Below are 19,730 nucleotides of genomic sequence, written 5' to 3'. Positions count from 1 at the left end.
AGTTGTAATGTTTAGAGTATGAAGATGATTCTAACATGCGTATGAAAAGGTGTCAATTCATTCACAAAAAAGTCAAAATTTTTAAAGTCGTTTCATCTAACTTCAAAAGCAGTTCTACTAATTCCTTCTTTTGTTTTTTTGACATCTAATACAGCAGGAATCGACTGTTTTAATTCTTGTACATGTGAAATAACACCAATCATCCGTCCTGATTTTTGTAAATCTATCAATGTATCTATCGCTTTTGTTAATGATTCCTCATCTAATGAACCGAATCCTTCATCAATAAACATCGTTTCAATCGAGATCCCACCCTCAAAGGACTGAATTACATCTGCCATACCTAATGCTAGACAGAGAGATGCATTAAATTTTTCCCCTCCAGACATTGTTTTCACATCTCGCAATTGTCCTGTGTAGTGATCATATACGTCTAAACCAAGACCACTTTGCCTTCCTCGTTTTTCCAATCGATCACTGCGCAACAACTGATACTGACCATTAGATAACTTTTGCAGCCTCTGATTTGCCATTTGTATGATTTGCTCTAAAAACTCTATTTGTAAGTAACGTTCAAATGAAATTCGTTTTGAATTATCACCTCTAATTAGATCATATAAATCTTTAATTAACTGGTATTGATCTTCCGCTTCCTGTACTTTTTTACTTACTGATAAAATGTTCTGTTTTCCTTCTTCAGCACGTTCAGCGTAATTATGTAATTTATAAAATTGTTCTCGAATATGATCAACTTGGTTTTTTAAAAGATCTAAATCATTCTGTATCTTATTTAAATCAGCCTTCTGTTTATCCTTTAATTCATCCTCTAGTTCTTCTATCTGTTTGGTTACGATTGAAAGGTTAGACCTCCACTCTTCTATTTGCTGTGTTAATTGTTCACGCTTCTCCTTTGACATTTTAGCACTCTGGTACTCTAATTCCTGTGAAAAACCAGCTTCTTCTAAGCTTTGGTTATATTGTCTATTAGCTTTATCTAGTTTTTCTTTGGTTTCTAACATAAGGTTTTCTAGATTGACAAAATACACCTTCACTTCTGAATGTTCTATTTTTGTTTGTTCTAGATGTTCTTGCACGGCTTTCCATTGAAGTTGTAAATCGTCTTTGTGTTTTTGTATTTGTCCAATTCTTTTTTCCAATGTCTCAAGAGAACGAACTTCCTCTGGTATATTAACAAGGCTTTGCTCCAGCAATGCTTTCGCAGTAGCGTATTTTGTATTCATTTCATTTAGTTCTGCTAAATTTTTATCTTTATTGTGTGTTTTTTGATCTAGTTCCCGGTTTAACTTTTCCAATATTAGTTTTAGCTGATCCAACCTGATTTGTTTTTCTTTTAACAATTCTACTTCTTTTTTTAGCTTCTTCCCTGTTTGAACAAATTGATGATATTCTTCATTTATACTTTCTAAGTGAAAACCATACTGTATCACAGCACTTTCTTTTTCTTTGATTTGTAGAAGTAAATTCTCTAATTTAGCTTCAACTTTACGATATTCATCTTGAGTTATTTCCTTTACTTTTCTAGAAGAATCTAAGTCGTGTTTTGAAGGAATCTCTCTAGCGTAACTGGCTTTCAAAGGATGTTCCGTGCTTCCACAAACAGGACACAACTCTCCATCATGTAAATGAGATGCCAAAATACTAGCCTGTCCTTCAATCCAATGTTTTTCCAGTTGGGTGTAATCGTTTTGGATTTTTTCACAAGCCAATTTACTAGATTCTACTTCTACCCTTACCTCAACTATAACTTGTTTCAATTTTACATATTCCGTTAACACTATTGATTGTTCTCGTTTTTCTGCTAAGCTTTCTTGTTTTTCTGGTAATGAGCGAATCTTATCTTCCAATATTTTAGCTTCGTCCCGAGTTATATTTTTCTCTATGTTTTTGGACTGAATTTGCTGTTCAATCGTTTTAAAAGTTTGTTGTAAAAGTTCTATTTTCTGCTCAAGTTCCTTGATTTGAATTTGCTTCTGATCTAACTCTTTTACGACTGGAAACCACTGCCCAAGATGGTCTAACTGTTTTGAGATCTGATTTAGTTCAGATTGCTTTTTCTCCTCTATTTGATAGGCAGTCATCGCATCTCTAAGCTTTTGTTCTATTTGAACCTTTCTAGTTTTGACTTTATCCATTTCCTCATTTTTAGAGATAAAATCTTTTTTAGCTTCTGTTCGATTTTGCTCTATGAGTTCTAAAAGATCCGTTTTTTGTGCTAAATCTATTCTTTTTTTGATAGAGGCCATTTGAGGTAACTGACTTTCTAACGTTTCCTTTACTTTTCTTTTTTGTTCCAATGTATCAAATCGTTGATTTATTGCTTCTGCGTGATGAAATTTAACCGTCTGATCTTGCAGTTTTTTCGTTTCTTGTTGTAATTTGAGTTTACTTTTGTTCGATTGTTCTTTATAAAAAGAAATCTCTTGTTCAAGTGCATCTAAAATTTGAAATTGATTATAAAACTCCTGCCCAAAAACTTCAGTTAATGGTGTGTTCTCCCTCATAGGTAATGCTGTTTTCAGACTGTTTATATAAATGCCTCTCTCTTTAATTTGCTGTTCAAAAAGAGATTGAGATTGTTTTCGCTTATCATTCAATATATTTTCTACATTTTTATATAATCCTGTTTTGAAAATTCTACGCAATATTTCTTCTTTATTTTCTGTATCTGACGTTAATAGCTTTCGGAATTCTCCCTGGGGTAGCATAACAATTTGATTAAACTGCTCTTTGTTTATACCTAATAATTGATGTACTGTTTCATTAACTTGAGATACGATAAAACGTTCACACATCGGTTTTTCCATTCCATCTGTCGTTTCAAAAAATTCATATCGTTCTCCTGTTGCACTTTTGTTGCCTGATTTTACATGAGGCAGTTGGCGGAATATACGATAAGTCCTTTTTTTTAGCCCAAATTCAAGCTCTACGGAAGTAAATAGGTCATCTTCAGCAAATTGACTACGCAGCATTTTTGAATCGTTACGATCCTGACCACTCGCTTCACCAAATAAAGCAAAACAAATCGCATCAAAAATAGAGGTTTTTCCCGCACCTGTTTTGCCTGAAATCACAAATAAACGATGTTCCTGTAACTGAGTGAAATCAATCATTTCCGTTTGTTTATAAGGACCAAAAGCAGTCATTTTCATTTTTATTGGTCTCATCTTGACTCACCTTCTACTTGCAGCATTCCTTGTAAAATGTCGGAAAATTGTTTTTCTATCTCTTCCGCAACTTCCATACCTTTTACTTCTTTGTAAAAGGCTTTAAAAAGAGACATTTCATCCATTTTTGATCTTTTAACAACCTGATGTTTGTTGTTATAGAGTTGAGTTAAAGGTAATTTCCGCTCAACATGCATTGCATTTGGAAAAACACTGCGTACACGTTCCATTGGAGATAAAACTGGAGTTTCATCTAAGAGACGAACAAAAACATAGTCCTCATTTTTCTCCATCTGTTCAATTTCTTCAAGTTTTCCTTCGATCGTATACATATCTTTCTTAGGTGCTAGTTTGCGTTTCTCGATATTTGTTTGTCCATTTTCATCTAATTCAACTATGTAAAAAATCTTATTATGTTTTTCTTCGGAAATGGAGTATTTTAATGGTGAACCTGCATATCTAATCGTTTCATCTTTCACATAATGGGCTTGATGTAAATGGCCTAAAGCGGTGTAATGAAACGGTTTAAAATATTCAGCACGAACATATTCCGTGCCTCCTAGAGAAAGAGGACGTTCTGAATCACTTGTATTTTCCATTTTTTCACCATATGGAGTAACAAACGCATGACCTACAAAAATGTGTCGTGCATTTGAATCCATTTTTTCTTGAATTCGATCTATAGTTGCTTTCATTGCTTCATCATATGTACGTATTTTATCGTTCAATAAAACATATCTAACTTTCCCTGGTTCTGCATAAGGAACCAGATGGAAGTGAACCTCACCAAATTGATCGTTCAGTATGACTGGATCAAAATCATCTGTAAACTCTCCTACTATGTAATAACCTGCATCTTTCATCATTCGACTTCCAAATTGCAGTCTTCCTGGACTATCATGATTTCCTGCTACAGCAATGACTGGAGTTTTGCATTCAATCACAATTGTTTTGAGCACTTCATCCAATAAATCGATCGCTTCCGTTGGAGGTACTGCTCGATCGTATAAATCGCCTGCAATAATGACCGCATCTGGGTTTTCTTGTTTAACCGCCTCTATAAACTGATCTAATACATAACGTTGATCCTCAGTCATATATACACCTTGCACCAGCTTGCCTAAATGCCAATCCGCTGTATGAAACAGCTTCACTATCACACACCTGCCTTTATTTTTTTTCTTTAATTACTAATTTTCTCAAATATATCACCCTTTTTAAGTTTCATCACTATGTTCCTATCATTATACTATTCTTGAACATTGGTTTGAAAGATAATTTATGTAGTTAATCTTTCCAGTTTATGGTTTTTTTCCTAAAATAGCTCCATTTTTGAAGCTCATTTTAAGTAATGATCCAAACGACTAAACTTGGAATAGACATCAATAAAAAGTTCTTAGACCATCTCATTCTTGAATAGGTGTCTTGCCTAGTTTCATATGCAAAATTTGCTCTCATACGATCTCCATTTACAGCTGTCCCAGATGTTATAATAGCTAGAATAATAAGTATTATTGCAACTTTTAAAGTAATATTTCCTATTGAATGGATTTCTCCAATGGACAATGCGATAATAAACGTAATCAATAATATGATACCACCATGAACTAGTGGTTTTACAAACCCATCAATCATAACCTTTCTCATGAAATCTCACTCCTCAAAAAATTATCTTTTTTAAAGCAAAGCTTGCTTATTACTATTTAAAATCAAAGCTATCTTTGTTTAATACGTATCACAAGGTTATATAGTTCCGTTTCTTACCTTGGATACAGATTCAAAACCATAATCGTTTACTTATTTTAAGTATAATAATAATCTATTTTTGTTATTATAAAATATCATTTATGATGGATAAAGAATATTTTTAGTAATTTTATTTGATATATACTTTTATATTTGTTAGGAGGATAAAAGAATGTCTGAACGTAAACCATCTAGTTTTGTCTCTCATTTGGAATGCCCCAAATGTAATAAAACATATAGTGTTGAAGACATAAACCAATTATGTGAGTGTGGAAGTCCTTTACTTGTAAAGTATGATTTACAAAAGCTGAGATCAAAATGGAGTAAAACAGATTTAATTACAAGAGAGCCAAGCTTATGGCGTTATCGTGAGCTTCTACCAGTGAAGTCAGAAGAAAATATTGTCTCACTTGGTGAAGGAATGACCCCTCTGATTCCTCTTAAAAATTTAGGAGAAAAAGTAGGTATTCCGAACCTATTATTAAAAGATGAGGGTACCATTCCTTCAGGTTGTTTCAAAGCCAGAGGAGCAGCAGTCGGGATATCCAAAGCAAAGGAACTAGGTGTGAAATCACTAGCTATGCCTACAAATGGAAATGCAGGTGGGGCTTGGTCTTTATATGCAGCTAGAGCTGGAATTGAAGCTAACATTGTCATGCCGATTAAAGCACCAAAAATTACTAGAAGTGAAACTGCCATTGCAGGTGCAAATCTTTACTTAGTGGATGGTTTGATCAGTGATGCAGGTAAGATTGTTGGAAGAACAGTCCATAAAAACAGTCTCTACGACGCGTCTACTTTAAAAGAGCCATATCGTATTGAAGGAAAGAAAACAATGGGATTAGAAATCGCAGAACAACTCGGTTGGCAGGTTCCTGATGTGATTCTTTATCCAACTGGTGGTGGTGTAGGTATTATCGGTATTTATAAAGGATTGAAAGAACTTCAAGAAATCGGTTGGATTGGTAAAAAAATGCCTCGACTTGTTGCAGTTCAAGCTACAGGATGTGCTCCTATCGTAAAAGCTTGGGAAGAAAATAAAAAAGAATCTGTCATGTGGGAAGACGCAGATACGTTAGCATTCGGTATTAACGTACCTAAAGCAATCGGTGACTTTTTAGTGTTAGAGTCCATCTATGAAACAGACGGGTGTGCTATAGCCGTTGATGATGAGGCGATTGTAAAATGTCAGGAAGAAATCGCTTCAATAGAAGGACTATTCGCATGTCCAGAAGGAGCTGCAAATCTTGCTGCAGCTATAAAATTAAGAGAGCAAAACTGGATTAAAGAAGATGAGAAGGTTGTATTGCTTAACACAGGTGCTGGAATTAAATATCCGTATCATCCAGGAGAACCAGCTATTCTTCAACCTAGTGATGATATTTAAAATGAAAATCCATCCGCTACTGAAATAAAGTAGCGGGTTTTTAAACTAGTTTTGATACTCAGAGTGTTTTGCTATGTATTTAACTAATCTTTCATCCGCTGTCTTCTGTATTTTCTTTTTAAAAAAAGGAGTCCACCCTATTAAAAAACCGATGGGTCCAAAAGCCATTCGTGACCATTTATTAAAATCAAAATCTTCCTCATGTTTAACGATCTTCCCATCTTTAAATTCAAATGAAGCATGGATAACATTTGTCACGTTTCTACCTGTTTGTGAAAAGGGATATTTGGCAATCCACCTAGCCTGTCCTGTATAGTCATCTGCTTGCACACTATCAAAAGTGATTTCAACATGATCATTATTCCCAAACAGCATGTTCCACATTGCACTAGGCTCTTTTCCCTTTAAATTAGGAAATGCATGATCTGTAAATGTTGCATCCTCATGATAACATGATTGGATCGCTTTAAAATCTTTATTTTGAAAACTTGTGTAAAGCTTATAAATCAATTCTTCATTATTGTTCATATTTATTTATCTCCTCTCTCTCATTAAGCTACTAATCTTTGTAAATTAAACTAAATGTATATTCTTCCAGTTTGAATTTTATTATACCATTACCATTAGAACTCCTAAGTATAAACATTATAATGTTTTTAGAATAATATTTTTATTACATACCAATAATAGATGGAATAAAATGCAATTATTATGTATGACTATATTCTTCCTAAAAATATTGAAAAAAAATCAAAGATCATATAGTATAAAATAGTATAATAGTTATTAGTAACTAACAAATGAAACTATTTCAAATTTAAGGAGTTTAGTTATGAAAAATACATATTCAGCAACAAAATTTGAGTCTATCCCTGCTGATGAACCATCCCTTATACAATCTATGCAATCTTTATTACAAGGAAAAATGGAAAAAGATTATGAAAAAGGAAATACAAAAAGAGATGCTCATCCAAAACATTTAGCCTTATTAAAAGCTGAATTCAAAATTGCATCAGATCTTCCTGAAGAACTTAAAGTAGGAGTTTTTCAAAAGGAAAAAACTTATTCGGCATGGATTAGAATTTCGAATGCTAGTGGAACGCCACAATCTGATAAAAAGAAAGACTTTCGTGGATTTGCCATTAAATTAATGGATGTAGACGGAGAAAAATATCTTAAAGAGGAAAAAGAAACGCAAGATTTTGTATTATTGAGTTATCCAACTATGCCACTAGGAACAGTCAAATTATTTCATGATGCTGTTTACTATGTTATAAAATGGAATCCATTGGTGTTACTTCTAAAATTCATGATGTCTGGAAAAGGACATCTCCTTAAAGAAATGAAAAAAGGAAGGAAAAATCAAACTTCTCCTTTAGATATTCGTTTTTGGAGCACAACCCCTTATTTGTTTGGTAAAAATAACGTGGTTAAATACTCTATTATCCCTACATCAACATACAAAAGTTCTTTACCAAATGATCTTACAGATACTTATTTAACAGATAATATTGAAAAACACCTCAGAGAAAGCGAAGCCAGCTTTGATTTTATGGTTCAGTTTCAAAAAGATCCTAATTTGATGCCAGTTGAAGATGCAGGTGTTGAATGGAAAGAGACAGACTCCCCTTTTATAAAAGTAGCGACGATAAAAATACCTCAGCAAACTTTTAGAACAAAAGAAAGAGATGAGTTAGCTGAGGAGATGTCCTTTTCACCAGGTCATACTTTATTAGAGCATCAACCTATCGGTGGTATAAATCGCGCACGTGTTGAAATTTACAAAAACTTGTCTAAATTCAGACATGTTAGGGATAATCGTAAAATGCTTGAACCTGTAGATTAATATGAAGATGCAACTATTGCAACAACCTTATCTTTGGAAGTTATAAATTGTTGTACCTGTAGTTTCATTATAACTGATAATATGGTAGCAGAAGATAACTCTAACAAGAAACCACGTTTACCTAATTCTAGTTGTGCATCTTTTGCTTCCTCATCATTTACTTTCCAAATGATCTCTTTCATTATATGATTAGCTTTCCTCTTCAACATGATCACTACCTAAAGATAAATAATAGTTACAAAGTGCTAAAATTGCTTTTTCAAATTTTTCTACAGACATGTTTTCATTTACTGAGTGCACATTTGATGAGGAATGACCAAATCCAATTAATACAGCAGGCATATTAAGTGACTGATTTAACATTTCAACAGCTGCAATAGTCCCGCCTCCCCGAATAAGCTGAACCGGTTTATCAAACACACTTTGAAGTGAATTTAACGCCTTTAAAAGATATGGATGTTCTGGTTGTATGTAGAATGGATTAGAACATTTATTCCACTCTACCTCTACTTTTACACCAGCAGGTATATTCTTAGTGATATGTTTTTCAATGATCGACTGTAAAACCTCACCCTTTTGATTTGGAACAATGCGACAGGTTACCTTCACTTTTGCTTTTTCAGGTATAATACTCTTCATTCCTTCACCTTGATAACCTCCCTCAATTCCATTCACTTCTAATGTTGGTCTCACCCAAACCCTTTCCAAAAAAGAATATCCTTCTTCTCCAAAAAATTGTTTCACACCAATATCCTCTTTCAATTTTTCTTCAGATAAGGAAATAGCGTTTAGTGATTCCTTCTCAAGGTCTGTCAGAAGTTGTACATCATCATAGAATCCTGGAATTGAAATCACACCTAACTCATTTTTCATGGAATTTAATAAATGAACTAATGCATAAATTGGATTCTGAACCACCCCTCCATATATACTTCCTGAATGCAAATCTCTATTAGGCCCTTGAACCGATAGCTCAAATCCAATTATTCCTCTTAATCCGTAACAAATGGCTGGGGCATCCTTTTGTAATGAACCTGTATCTGAAACGACTAATAAATCAGCAGATAAGCGATCTTTATGTTTTTCAATGATCTCTGTCATTGTTAAACTTCCAATTTCTTCTTCACCCTCAATAATTAGTTTTACGTTCACTGGTAAACACTCATGAATTTGGAAGAGGGTTTCTATTGCCTTAAGCTGCATGAATAATTGCCCTTTATTATCCGTTGCTCCTCTACCATAAACATAATCATCCCGTATCTCTGGCAGAAAAGGATCAGATATCCAACCATCTAAAGATTCTGCAGGTTGTACATCATAATGTCCGTAGATAAGCACAGTTGGTTTGTTTTTTGCATGTATCCAATCCGCATATATTGCCGGGTAACCCCCTCCGTCTAGATATTGAACATTTTCTAATCCAATTTGAGATAAATATGCTTTAATGTAATCGGCACAACGATACATATCCTTTTTGGATGAACGAACTGTACTAATACTTGGAATTTGAATGCACTCTATAAGTTCATCTAACAGTGTACTTTTATTTTTCAATAAAAATGATTTGATTTGTTCCATTTTTAATCCTCCCATTTATCTTCTGTACATATATTATAATCGTATAATATATTATTTTCTAAAACAGCTTTTCGTTTCATCACAGATCATACGGGACATATTACTCAATCTATTTTAGATGGTACAACGGATTTAGGTATAGTATACTTTCCACCTCAACATCCAGATATTGAGATTAAAACTTGGAAAGAAGAATGTTTTAAACTGATTGGTTCAAAGGGGTTAAACCTTTCTGAACATCAACTAAATTTAAAAGAACTAATAAAATATCCATTTATTTATCAAAACTGGGGAGATGATTTTAATGAGTGGTTTCTACAAGAGGTAGGAAGAGAGTATCTTCCTCCACGTTTTTTATGTAAATCTAGTATTATTTATCTTTTGTGAAATCAAGAATTCGAATGACATTTGATGAAACATCTTTAAAAATAGCATATCTTCCTGGAGGAATATCCATTGGCTCTTGAACAAAAGTAATAGTATCTTTATTTTTTGCAAAATATTGATCAACACTATCTACTACAAACAACCCACCAGGTGGGAAAGCCAATTCATCATCTTCGATCATCAGTTGTACATCTGTACCTGGCATTTTAAGAGCTATGGTGTGATCCCCTTCTCGCCAAGCTTCCTCAAATCCTAACTGATCTCGATAAAATTTCAGCGATTCCTTTATATTTTCTACAGGCTGCACTAAAAAAGCTAACTTCATCCTAACCACTCCTTTAACATGATTTTAAATAACATAACTTAATTATGTTATACCATAAACTATTTATCTAAACAAGTACTTATGTTATAATTTGATTATGAAAGAATGGATTCCGATACCAGGTTCGACTAAAGAACAATTGATCACAATTGCAATTGAAGAATTTAAAAGAAAAAAATATAAGGAGGTCAATATTTCACAATTAGCTAAAGAGGCTAATGCCACAACTGGAGCAATTTATCATCATTTTGAATCTAAAATGAAGTTGTACTTATTAATTCGAAATGAGATGGAACAACGAATTATTGATAGAATGGAGGGTGCAGCCGCTTTATTTGAAGACAATCCTAACCAAGCACTAATAGCAGCGGTTAAGGTTGGGATTGATGCTTGTGTGAAATTGGATTGCTGCAAACTTTTGAGTGAACTGCCTTCAGATAAAGTAATCGATGGAATTGGTGAGTTTTTGATCGAACTAAACAAAAAGACAATACCGGGGCTTGAGTATATTTTACTTCCATCCTGGCGTTCCTTATTAAATGCCATTCATGAAGGAAATATCGATCAAGAAAATGCAAAACAACTCATTACTAGAATTTTAAATTGAAAATATATTTATTGAAGCTGGCTTTTTAGCTGGCTTTTTGTTTTTATAAGAGAGAGACTATTAATTGTTGAATATTAAGTACTGAAAACCATCTCTAATAGGAGGAAGATACAATGGAAGAAACACAAAAAAAGAAGGCAGTACGTTTTTTAGAAGGGAATAAAATCTATCTTAGACCTTTAGATATAGAAGATGCAGAACTGTACTTTCAAATGTTATACAATTCAGAAACGAGAAGACTTACAGGTACTCAGAAAAGTTATACTAGACAACAAATTACTAGTTATATTGAAGGAAAAGCAGAAGACTCTTCATCAGTCCTTCTACTTATCGTTTTAAAAGAAACCGATGTAGTTATTGGAGATGTTGCTCTACAGGATATTGACACGATAAACCGCAGCTCTAGTATAAGAATCGCCATAGATGCTGAACAAAATCAAGGTAAAGGTTATGGAAGTGAAGCAATTTCTTTAATGTTAGAATATGGTTTTGGTATTTTAAATTTACATCGAATTGAACTTGAAGTCTTTACTTTTAATAAACGTGCAGCTCATGTGTATGAAAAATTAGGCTTTAAAATAGAAGGTATTCAGCGAGATCGATTATATTTTAATCATCAGTATCATGATGCAATATTGATGAGCATTTTAGAGGAAGAATATCGATCATTAAATAGAGTATAAACATTGAAAGGGTAATTCATATGAATTTCATCACATTTAAAGGTAGAAAGAGATGGACATGATGTGCGTGATATGTGTGAATATAGCAAAAGATATTTATGTTGAAAAACAACATTTACCACATAGAGCTGACCTTGTATTAGGATGAACAAATGAAGGATAAAAAAGGGAAGTCAAAATTCCAATAAAAATACTCAGCATATGCAATCCAGCACATTAACTTCCCGGTTAAAATTATAGTGTACTGCCTCCAGTGGTCATTCTATCTAGTAGACGGAAGAAACTAGGAGCTCTATCTAAAACAATGACTAAATGGATGAAACGTACTAATACCGTTACTTCAAATCTACTCATGCACATCACCTCCTAATCTATTGGTAATATATTATATGTTAGTAACTAGTAATGGTATAGACGAGTTGATTAGTACATGTACACATTTTGAAACCCTAAATCGTAAAAAGCCTTCTTAAAGATCAAAATCTCCCTTGTAAATTAATAGAGTACAAAAAAGTTATGGGGCACTCCCTACCTAAAAATTTCCCCAAAACATTTCAAGATACCCTTGATTATATAATGATAGAATCTTAGAAAATTTAATAAAAATAATCTGAAATTATCTACTTTACAGCTCTATATAGTAACTGTGTCTGTACTGCCATTGGTTGCTCTTCTATTATTTGAGCATCCCAATAGCTTCCAAAAATGACATTGACCATAATTTAAATAACTAAAGCGATAAATAGATTCGATTTCTAGCCAAATATCTTGCAAAGAGTAATAAACTCCTAATAGAGTCTTTTACAATGTTGGGAGATGTGGTACAATTGATTTCGGTGGTCGGCCGACTTTCAATATATCAATTACATAAAATCGGAGGTAATATAATGAAAACTACAATTAAAACTTTATTAATATTCACTATATTAATGAGTTCATTTGCTTCAGTTGCACTAGCAGATGGTAAATATATTGAAAAAGAATTTTATTTTACTGGACTTATTGCTCCTGATACTAAAGACTACGCTGAAGGGGAACGAAGTGGAACTTTGGAAATATGTTCTGAGCCTAGATCTTATGTTAAAGAAATAAGACCAGGATTTCAATCGTGGACGACTAAAGCAACATACTGTGGATGGATCTGGAGTTAATATTTTGAGAATAAGATGGGGTTCGTTCACTAGCCCCATCATAAACTCTCATGTTAGTTTCCCTTCTATAATTGCACAAATGTTCTTTTACAACTAATAACTGTAATTTCCAAAAAAATACCCAGAAAAAGGAATTTAATTTTACACTTTGGGAGTTGCCCAAAAAGAATTATCCCAGTTCCTAATCTCAAAATCACTAGTTCTTCTATTTAAGCATGCCGCCTTTTTTTCGATTCTAATCATTTCAATACTTTAATTAAAGTAAATATTATCATTTTGACACTCAGTGTTATTTTATTTACTTTTTTATTTAAAAATGCCCATGTTATTACTTCCTTTAACACTTCCGTCGCAAAACCTCTTAAGCAGAAGGTACATTCCATTTCCTACTTCAACTTCACTTTCTGAATTCGGTTTGCCTTTATAACCCATCACCAATTATTTAAGTTTTAGTTTTGTTTATCATTCACAAATCAAACACCCAGCCTTTACATGAAGGGTCTCTTAAGTCCCTCTATAATATACATATACCTCTCTGATTTAGTCTTTGAGTGGTCTAGTATTATCTTTACTAAAAATTACTTTACACATAAAAAAAGTCGATGATTTCCTTAAAAAATCGACTTTCCTTAATTTATCAAAACGACATTTTCCACAAGTAATAAATGTGATTACAACAGTTGCCCATTTAATAACACAATTTGCTCATATATAATATCTCCAAATTGACCAATATCGTCACAATAGCTTATAATACACTTTTAAAATATTTCCAATGTACTTGCGAGAGATAATAATAAACATCGTAAATATATTCTTCTCTTTTTCTTCAACTATAATGATGCTTATATGAAAGCACCTGTGATAACCAGCACGAGATCAGGTAGTTAATCTTAAATACTACTTTTTTCATTAGCCTCATAGACAATTAAATTTTTTCATTTTCTTAGAAGTATACCTCTAATGTTATTTCATGCACGTATAAGCTAATGATATTCGGTTGGATGAAGGAATTTGTATTGGATTCCTTTAATATTGTTCATGCACTATATTTAGATAATTCTTTCAATAATTGCTGTTCTTTTTCCAATGTAATACCAGCCTTGCTGATTTCAACATCTCTTGATTGATTCCACGTGTGAATGTCTTGAATGGTATCTTTCAATGGGCGAAAAGTAAGTCCTTTGACTAGGGCTCTATCTATATTAAAAGAATTTGCCCCTTTCCAAGGTTTTTCTTCTCCTTCTAACGGATGGTCCCTTGGAATCCATAATGGCATATGTGACCAAGGTTTTATCTTTCGATCTAATAAAAACTGCTCACTTCCCCAAACAAATTCTACATTACTGTTGGTTATTTCTTTACACGTTTCAAGCAACTCTAACATAGTTAAATTTCCACTTTTACCTGTAACATTAAATGTACCTATTTCTTTTTGTTCAATCATGTCTAAATTCCAAGCAGCTAAGTCTATTGCATCGATGAATTGAATCGTTTGATGAGGATCACCAGGAGCTAATACTTTTCCACCTTTGCTTACTCTATTTACCCAATAAGGTAACCGCTCTGTATAATCATATTTACCAACGATCAAACCGGGTCTTATTGTTAATAACTTATTTTCAAGCGTATTTTCTGCTTCCTTTTCACACAAGTATTTTAATGCACCATAATACTCAGGTACGAAACCTGAAGTGCCATGAGTAATTTCTTCTGCTTTTTCCTTAGATAAAATTTGAACTGCATAGTTTTCGTCTATTCCTTCTGTCATCCAATCTTTATATACTGAAATACTTGAAATGAAAGTATAATGATCTGTCTGATCTGCTAAAACTTGTGTAGAATAATGAACATCTCTAGGAACATATCCACATGTGTCAATCACAGCATCCCACTTTCGATTTTTTAAAACATCTAACTGATGTCCCCGATCACCTATTAGATGCTCAACATCATCAAATGAATGTTGATGATTTCCTCGATTGAATAAAGTAATCTCATGCCCTCTAGCTAAAGCTTCAGAAACTAAATATCTCCCTATAAATCGTGTGCCTCCGATAATCAATATTTTCATACAAGCACCTCCTGCTTCAACTTATTTCATAAGAATATGATCAATCAATCCCAGTTTTTTTGCTTCCTCTGGAAAAAAGAAACGGTCACGATCCGTAAGTTTATACATTTCCTCCACTGAAACCTTAGAGCGATCAGACATGATTTGGTTCATTCTTTTCCTAGTTTCGATAATATGTTTTGCATGGATATCAATATCTGAAGCCTGACCACGAGTACCCCCTAATGGTTGGTGAAGCATAATTTCACTATTAGGAAGTGCATAACGTTTCCCCCCTGCCCCTCCAATTAGTAAAAATGCCCCCATAGATGCCGCTAACCCCATACACATTGTACTAACATCAGGTTTTACATGTTGCATGGCATCAAAAATCGCCATACCAGCTGTAACTGAACCACCGGGAGAGTTAATATACATTTGAATATCTTTTTCCGAATTGTCAGCTGACAAAAATAATAACTGAGCTACAACAGAGTTCGCTAGCTGATCGTTAATCTCACTGCCAATCATCACGATACGATCCTTCAACAGTCTTGAATAAATATCATAAGAACGTTCTCCATTTTTGCTTTGCTCAACAACATATGGAATTGTACTCATACTTTCACCTCCTACGCTATCATCTTCAGAGTCATATTCTGGCTTTCACCAAAACCAGAAGATACTTGTTTAATAATCACTTCATTATCCTCATTTCCAACTTGCCAACGTTTTGTTTGACTCGTATGATTTTTCTCCGTTGGAAAAGGGATTACATTATCTTTAGGCTTTTCACTTGTCTTTTCAGCAAAAATCTTACTCATTTATGTTCATCTCCTTCTTTAATGCGAGGATATAAAGCAATCATCGCTTGAAATACTTCATTAGACTCATCTTCATTTGTATTGTATTTTGAAGCTAACTTATTCATCATCTGTACATAGTCATCTATAAACTGTTTTCTCTGCTCTTCGTTTGAAAGCTTTATTGTAAAATCAAGTGTTGCACTTGGTACATGATTTGATTCATCTACAACATTCATTAATTTTATGGTATCCTGTTTCATTTGTTCAGACATTTCAAACAAATATTTTAATGAACCTTGATCCTTCATTTGCTGAATTAACTCATTGTTTATTGTTGAATCATCAGATAATACAAACTGCTCAGCAACTGTCTCATACAACACTTCTACCAAATTTCGTACATTTCGGTGTCCTGACCTTTTAATTAATCCTACTCCTTCTAACTTTTTCATGTGATAATTCACTTTTTGAGGAAGCTCTCCTATGAGTTTGGCCACTTCACTTGATGAGCGACTTTCAATTAAATGCTGTAAAATTTCCAGTTTAAATGGATGGTTTAACATTAAAATTTGATCTACATCTGTAATTAGTTTCTTCTTTGGCTTCGGTTTTAAATTCATATTCATTCCCTTTCGTAAAAATTTTATTTTTACGTTAAATAAATATTATTACGTAGGATGGTAAATGTCAAATTATTTTAATTTTAAAAATAAAAAGAGTATCTGTTTCATTAAACAGATACTCTTTAAAAAAATTTCTTACATTCCAAATCGTAGTACTAAACATAACAACAAAAGTTATTTGTTTAATAATTGTCATTTAAGCATATTGCTTTCTTTCTCTTATCTCCAATTCAACACCATTTTAAGTTCCTCTAGATATTATTCAATATGAGGATCCGTTTCATAATCCACTTTTGAAAATGTTGATATGTACTCTTCTGTACAAGCGATTAGTTTTAGTCTTTGTGATATGGTTAATAGCTATAAGTTGCAAATGTAACCAAAGAGAAAGCACCACTAGGGTGCTTTCATATAAATTCATTTAATCACTTACTTGTGCTTCAGTTAATGTGAATTTGACTTTCGGAATGTAGATACTTGTGAGTCCTTCATACCCTGAGTCATTTCCAACTAATAACCATAACTCTCCATTTTCATCTGTTTTTACAATAAATGCATCATCATCATTGTTAAAGTTTTTCAATTCATAGGAAAAATCAAATACAGTACTTAATTTTGCAAGGTTACCAAGAACTATTGCATCGTTACCACCTATAGATTGATTTCCTTTATCAATATTCATACGATAAAAACCGTCTTGTATAAGAATAGCTGGTTCTTCTGTTGTTGCTCCAGCTTTCACATAATTACTTTCTCCAGGAGCTCCTCCTATACCAAAAGCCCATTGTGGAGCATTTGTTGCAATTTCAATATCAAAATTTACCAAATAATTCGTATTAGGTTTCAAACCGTAACTTGAATCTACTTTCTTTTTTAAAAACATAAAAAGATCGTCACTTCTATTAACTCCACTTAAAAATAAGCCATTTCCTTCTGGATCAATCTCGATTGGTAAACTTTCTCTTGAAAACTGTAATTGATACTGAGACTCATCATAATCAACTGGATAATCTGCAAAACCACCTATCCAGCCTCTATCACTTGAACCAAATGTGTCTACTATAACAAATTTTGTTTTATTAATAATAGATTCCATACTACTACCGCTAACATTACTCCCAGCAGCATAACTTGCCAATGAAACTGGAAGAGATAAAGCGATGCACAATACAGTTACTAAAACAAATAATTTTTTTGATTTTTTCATTTTTTAAACCCCTATCCTTAGGTGATAATAAATTAATTTGTGAATTAGGCGCCCAATAAAATATACAAATATTAAACAATCTTGTCAATTATTTATTTTTTTACCAGAGGTAGATTTTTTTCTTAAAAAAAGGTTACAAATTTTTAATTTTCCATTACTATAAAAAACTGCGAACAAAAGCACAAAGCTTCTGTCCACAGTATATTAATCCTATTATATCGTATTCACAGTCCTTAGATTCTTCACATCCATAGCTTGCTAGTCAGTTCGTTTTCACTTCGCTTTTTCAAGAACTGTATAGATTTTTTCAATCGTCATATTTAAATTTTCTATAGATATAATTAACGGAGATGCAAACTTTATTATTTGAAAAGGGCCATGCAATTAATTTTTTTACTGCTTCCGTAGGTTACCTCCTCAAGATGTAATTCAATATGAGGATCTTTTTCATAATCCACTTCTGATAGTATTGATATGTACTCTTCTGTACAAGCGATTAAGATGATTGACTCGCCGGTTGGCGAGCCACGAAGGAAGAACTTATTTATCAAAACGACGTTTGCCATAAGTAATAATTGTGATTACAACTGCAGCAACTGCCCATATTGTAAGTACAATCAGCTCCCCTATGATGTCTCCAAACTGTCCACCTTCACCAATCTTAATCCATGCAAATGTAAACTGCTCACTAGGTAAATAATCAATCCCTTTTAAAAGTATCTCATTATTAAACAACGGTTTAAAATTGGACATCATTCCAAATACTATCATAAATGGCATCCCAATGATTGAAGTTTCCATCACCGTTCTTGATAGTAACCCTAACATTGTTCCTACAGCAAGGTAAGTAATTAGGTTTAAAAAAATCATTAGTGCAAATAGGGACAAGGATACAATGACAAAACCACTCAATTTGATACAGATCAAAATGACCAATGTAGTTACTACAGCTGATAAAACACTTTTTCCAATTAATATTTCCAATGTACTTGCAGGAGATAATAATAAACCTCTTAATGTATTTTTCTCTTTTTCTTCAGCTACAATCGCAGCTTGTATGAAAGCACCTGTAACTACTAACGCTAGATTAATAGGCAGGAAATTGAAATATGGATCCTGATCACCAATACGATTTACCATCATAGCATACAATATTGGCAGCGCAATACCAAATAATACATAAGAATTTTTTAATAAATCTTTATAATCCTTCGTAAAAATGGCGTATACTCTCTTCAATGAAAATGTCATGCTAATTCCCTCCCCGTAATTTGTACAAAAATTTCTCCGAGTGTTGGTTCGTTTGAATGAATCGAAATCACTTCTCCAGATTTCATATATTGATATATAGTCTCTGCTCCTTTTTCATCTTTGTCCACAACAATACTTTGATTGTCTTTAAGTAGCAAAGTAACGGAAGAATCCATATATTGTATTCTTAAATTTTGAGGTGTATCGAGTTGTTTTATTTCTCCTTGATGTAAAAATGCAACCCGATCACAAAGATGTTCCGCTTCCATCATATCATGTGTCGTCAAAAAGATGGTGGTACCTTGTTTATTTAATTGTCTTAATCCATCATGAATATGTTTTGTATTTACAGGGTCCAACGATGAAGTTGGCTCATCTAAAAATAAAAGGTCAGGTTTGTGCAGCATTGCTCTTGCTAATGTAATTCTTTGTTTCATTCCTTTTGAAAGCTTTTTTACTTGTGTTTTTGAGTCATTTTGTAAATTCACTACTTCTAAAACTCCATTGATTTGCTTTTGGTTTACATCATATAACTGTGAGTAAAGCAACAAGTTTTCATAAACGGTAAGGCGCTCATATAACCCACTATTATCTGTTAAAATACCAATCCTTTTCATAAACAAAGGATCTTTTTGTTTTTTCAATAGTTGATCAAAAACTTTTATTTCCCCGGTTGTTTGAATCAGCTGTGAAGTTAACATTTTAATTGTAGTTGTTTTTCCAGATCCACTCGGGCCTAAAAAACCAAATGTTTCTCCTTTTTGCACTTTAAATGATACATTTTTTAAAGCCATTTTATTCCCAAATGATTTACTTAAATTTTTGACTTCTATAATGTTATTCATCGTTCCAATCTCCTTTTCTCTTATTTGCAATTAAGCTGCTGCTTGAATCG

Annotated in this window: 20 protein-coding genes; 6 read left to right on the top strand and 14 right to left on the bottom strand. The window is 32.9% G+C overall.

The features are described from left to right. Positions 1 to 92 precede the first annotated feature (92 nt). The 3 genes from ERL59_RS13885 to ERL59_RS13875 form a co-directional block, all read right to left on the bottom strand. Complete coding sequence (locus ERL59_RS13885; protein WP_160646826.1) at positions 93 to 3,185, bottom strand: AAA family ATPase; 3,093 nt, start codon at positions 3,183 to 3,185, stop codon at positions 93 to 95. Then, positions 3,182 to 4,339 carry an exonuclease SbcCD subunit D gene (locus tag ERL59_RS13880; protein ID WP_160646825.1) on the bottom strand — a complete coding sequence of 386 codons (1,158 nt, stop codon included), beginning with the start codon at positions 4,337 to 4,339 and terminating at the stop codon, positions 3,182 to 3,184. Before ERL59_RS13880 ends, ERL59_RS13885 begins: the two co-directional genes overlap by 4 nt. A gap of 190 nt (positions 4,340 to 4,529) precedes the next feature. Then, complete coding sequence (locus ERL59_RS13875; protein WP_160646824.1) at positions 4,530 to 4,832, bottom strand: DUF5316 family protein; 303 nt, start codon at positions 4,830 to 4,832, stop codon at positions 4,530 to 4,532. 271 nt (positions 4,833 to 5,103) lie between these two features. Between ERL59_RS13875 and ERL59_RS13870 the strand changes: the two genes are divergently transcribed. After that, the gene (locus ERL59_RS13870; RefSeq protein ID WP_160646823.1) at positions 5,104 to 6,318 is read left to right on the top strand and encodes a threonine synthase; all 1,215 of its coding nucleotides are present in this window, start codon (positions 5,104 to 5,106) and stop codon (positions 6,316 to 6,318) included. Positions 6,319 to 6,363: 45 nt separating this feature from the next. Here ERL59_RS13870 and ERL59_RS13865 read toward each other — a convergent pair whose 3' ends face one another. Beyond that, entirely contained in the window at positions 6,364 to 6,846 is a 483-nt protein-coding gene (locus ERL59_RS13865; RefSeq protein ID WP_160646822.1) for a nuclear transport factor 2 family protein, read from the bottom strand. Between the two features lie 304 nt (positions 6,847 to 7,150). Between ERL59_RS13865 and ERL59_RS13860 the strand changes: the two genes are divergently transcribed. After that, on the top strand, positions 7,151 to 8,164 hold the full coding sequence (locus tag ERL59_RS13860) for a catalase family protein (RefSeq protein WP_160646821.1): 1,014 nt from the start codon (positions 7,151 to 7,153) through the stop codon (positions 8,162 to 8,164). Here ERL59_RS13860 and ERL59_RS13855 read toward each other — a convergent pair. Further along, positions 8,161 to 8,346, bottom strand: coding sequence for a hypothetical protein (locus ERL59_RS13855; protein WP_160646820.1), 186 nt, complete (start codon positions 8,344 to 8,346; stop codon positions 8,161 to 8,163). The genes ERL59_RS13860 and ERL59_RS13855 overlap by 4 nt on opposite strands. A gap of 7 nt (positions 8,347 to 8,353) precedes the next feature. Further along, on the bottom strand, positions 8,354 to 9,742 hold the full coding sequence (locus tag ERL59_RS13850; RefSeq protein WP_160646819.1) for a dipeptidase: 1,389 nt from the start codon (positions 9,740 to 9,742) through the stop codon (positions 8,354 to 8,356). A gap of 48 nt (positions 9,743 to 9,790) precedes the next feature. On the opposite strand from ERL59_RS13850, the gene ERL59_RS21615 reads away from it, so the two are divergent. Next, entirely contained in the window at positions 9,791 to 10,129 is a 339-nt protein-coding gene (locus ERL59_RS21615) for a LysR substrate-binding domain-containing protein (RefSeq protein ID WP_160646965.1), read from the top strand. On the opposite strand, the gene ERL59_RS13840 is transcribed toward ERL59_RS21615, so the two are convergent. Continuing rightward, on the bottom strand, positions 10,113 to 10,454 hold the full coding sequence (locus ERL59_RS13840; RefSeq protein ID WP_160646818.1) for a VOC family protein: 342 nt from the start codon (positions 10,452 to 10,454) through the stop codon (positions 10,113 to 10,115). The genes ERL59_RS21615 and ERL59_RS13840 overlap by 17 nt on opposite strands. Before the next feature lie 97 nt (positions 10,455 to 10,551). On the opposite strand from ERL59_RS13840, the gene ERL59_RS13835 reads away from it, so the two are divergent. The 3 genes from ERL59_RS13835 (at position 10,552) to ERL59_RS13825 (ending at position 12,895) form a co-directional block, all read left to right on the top strand. Continuing rightward, positions 10,552 to 11,061 (top strand): TetR/AcrR family transcriptional regulator, encoded by a 510-nt coding sequence (locus tag ERL59_RS13835; protein ID WP_160646817.1) that lies wholly within the window; start codon positions 10,552 to 10,554, stop codon positions 11,059 to 11,061. A gap of 113 nt (positions 11,062 to 11,174) precedes the next feature. Further along, the gene (locus tag ERL59_RS13830) at positions 11,175 to 11,744 is read left to right on the top strand and encodes a GNAT family N-acetyltransferase (RefSeq protein WP_160646816.1); all 570 of its coding nucleotides are present in this window, start codon (positions 11,175 to 11,177) and stop codon (positions 11,742 to 11,744) included. 887 nt (positions 11,745 to 12,631) lie between these two features. Beyond that, on the top strand, positions 12,632 to 12,895 hold the full coding sequence (locus ERL59_RS13825) for a hypothetical protein (RefSeq protein ID WP_160646815.1): 264 nt from the start codon (positions 12,632 to 12,634) through the stop codon (positions 12,893 to 12,895). A gap of 1,039 nt (positions 12,896 to 13,934) precedes the next feature. Here ERL59_RS13825 and ERL59_RS13820 read toward each other — a convergent pair. From ERL59_RS13820 to ERL59_RS13790, 7 genes are all read right to left on the bottom strand, one after another. Further along, on the bottom strand, positions 13,935 to 14,969 hold the full coding sequence (locus ERL59_RS13820; RefSeq protein ID WP_160646814.1) for an SDR family oxidoreductase: 1,035 nt from the start codon (positions 14,967 to 14,969) through the stop codon (positions 13,935 to 13,937). A 21-nt stretch (positions 14,970 to 14,990) separates the two neighbouring features. Continuing rightward, positions 14,991 to 15,569 (bottom strand): ATP-dependent Clp protease proteolytic subunit, encoded by a 579-nt coding sequence (locus ERL59_RS13815; protein WP_160646813.1) that lies wholly within the window; start codon positions 15,567 to 15,569, stop codon positions 14,991 to 14,993. An 11-nt stretch (positions 15,570 to 15,580) separates the two neighbouring features. Next, entirely contained in the window at positions 15,581 to 15,772 is a 192-nt protein-coding gene (locus ERL59_RS13810) for a hypothetical protein (protein WP_160646812.1), read from the bottom strand. Further along, positions 15,769 to 16,374: a winged helix-turn-helix domain-containing protein gene (locus ERL59_RS13805; protein ID WP_160646811.1), complete on the bottom strand. Its 606-nt coding sequence runs from the start codon at positions 16,372 to 16,374 to the stop codon at positions 15,769 to 15,771. The genes ERL59_RS13810 and ERL59_RS13805 overlap by 4 nt, the downstream gene beginning before the upstream one ends. A 424-nt stretch (positions 16,375 to 16,798) precedes the next feature. Beyond that, a complete protein-coding gene (locus ERL59_RS13800) occupies positions 16,799 to 17,584 on the bottom strand; it encodes a PEP-CTERM sorting domain-containing protein (RefSeq protein ID WP_160646810.1) in 786 nt (261 codons plus the stop codon). A gap of 540 nt (positions 17,585 to 18,124) precedes the next feature. Continuing rightward, positions 18,125 to 18,835: an ABC transporter permease gene (locus ERL59_RS13795; RefSeq protein WP_160646809.1), complete on the bottom strand. Its 711-nt coding sequence runs from the start codon at positions 18,833 to 18,835 to the stop codon at positions 18,125 to 18,127. Further along, entirely contained in the window at positions 18,832 to 19,680 is an 849-nt protein-coding gene (locus ERL59_RS13790; RefSeq protein WP_160646808.1) for an ABC transporter ATP-binding protein, read from the bottom strand. The genes ERL59_RS13795 and ERL59_RS13790 overlap by 4 nt, the downstream gene beginning before the upstream one ends. Between the last annotated feature and the right edge of the window lie 50 nt (positions 19,681 to 19,730).

Origin of the sequence: Chengkuizengella marina, from assembly GCF_009910845.1 — a bacterium.
Classification (GTDB): domain Bacteria; phylum Bacillota; class Bacilli; order Paenibacillales; family KCTC-33759; genus Chengkuizengella; species Chengkuizengella marina.
Note: the sequence above shows the minus strand (reverse complement) of the source record. Positions and strands in the feature narration are given on the sequence as shown.

Bases quoted from the DNA above. Each gene is read 5' to 3' on its own strand.
- ERL59_RS13885 (WP_160646826.1), bottom strand. From the start codon at position 3,185: ATGAGACCAATAAAAATGAAAATGACTGCTTTTGGTCCTTATAAACAA.
- ERL59_RS13875 (WP_160646824.1), bottom strand. From the start codon at position 4,832: ATGAGAAAGGTTATGATTGATGGGTTTGTAAAACCACTAGTTCATGGT.
- ERL59_RS13870 (WP_160646823.1), top strand. From the start codon at position 5,104: ATGTCTGAACGTAAACCATCTAGTTTTGTCTCTCATTTGGAATGCCCC.
- ERL59_RS13865 (WP_160646822.1), bottom strand. From the start codon at position 6,846: ATGAACAATAATGAAGAATTGATTTATAAGCTTTACACAAGTTTTCAA.
- ERL59_RS13860 (WP_160646821.1), top strand. From the start codon at position 7,151: ATGAAAAATACATATTCAGCAACAAAATTTGAGTCTATCCCTGCTGAT.
- ERL59_RS13855 (WP_160646820.1), bottom strand. From the start codon at position 8,346: ATGAAAGAGATCATTTGGAAAGTAAATGATGAGGAAGCAAAAGATGCA.
- ERL59_RS13850 (WP_160646819.1), bottom strand. From the start codon at position 9,742: ATGGAACAAATCAAATCATTTTTATTGAAAAATAAAAGTACACTGTTA.
- ERL59_RS13840 (WP_160646818.1), bottom strand. From the start codon at position 10,454: ATGAAGTTAGCTTTTTTAGTGCAGCCTGTAGAAAATATAAAGGAATCG.
- ERL59_RS13835 (WP_160646817.1), top strand. From the start codon at position 10,552: ATGAAAGAATGGATTCCGATACCAGGTTCGACTAAAGAACAATTGATC.
- ERL59_RS13830 (WP_160646816.1), top strand. From the start codon at position 11,175: ATGGAAGAAACACAAAAAAAGAAGGCAGTACGTTTTTTAGAAGGGAAT.
- ERL59_RS13825 (WP_160646815.1), top strand. From the start codon at position 12,632: ATGAAAACTACAATTAAAACTTTATTAATATTCACTATATTAATGAGT.
- ERL59_RS13820 (WP_160646814.1), bottom strand. From the start codon at position 14,969: ATGAAAATATTGATTATCGGAGGCACACGATTTATAGGGAGATATTTA.
- ERL59_RS13815 (WP_160646813.1), bottom strand. From the start codon at position 15,569: ATGAGTACAATTCCATATGTTGTTGAGCAAAGCAAAAATGGAGAACGT.
- ERL59_RS13810 (WP_160646812.1), bottom strand. From the start codon at position 15,772: ATGAGTAAGATTTTTGCTGAAAAGACAAGTGAAAAGCCTAAAGATAAT.
- ERL59_RS13805 (WP_160646811.1), bottom strand. From the start codon at position 16,374: ATGAATTTAAAACCGAAGCCAAAGAAGAAACTAATTACAGATGTAGAT.
- ERL59_RS13800 (WP_160646810.1), bottom strand. From the start codon at position 17,584: ATGAAAAAATCAAAAAAATTATTTGTTTTAGTAACTGTATTGTGCATC.
- ERL59_RS13795 (WP_160646809.1), bottom strand. From the start codon at position 18,835: ATGACATTTTCATTGAAGAGAGTATACGCCATTTTTACGAAGGATTAT.
- ERL59_RS13790 (WP_160646808.1), bottom strand. From the start codon at position 19,680: ATGAATAACATTATAGAAGTCAAAAATTTAAGTAAATCATTTGGGAAT.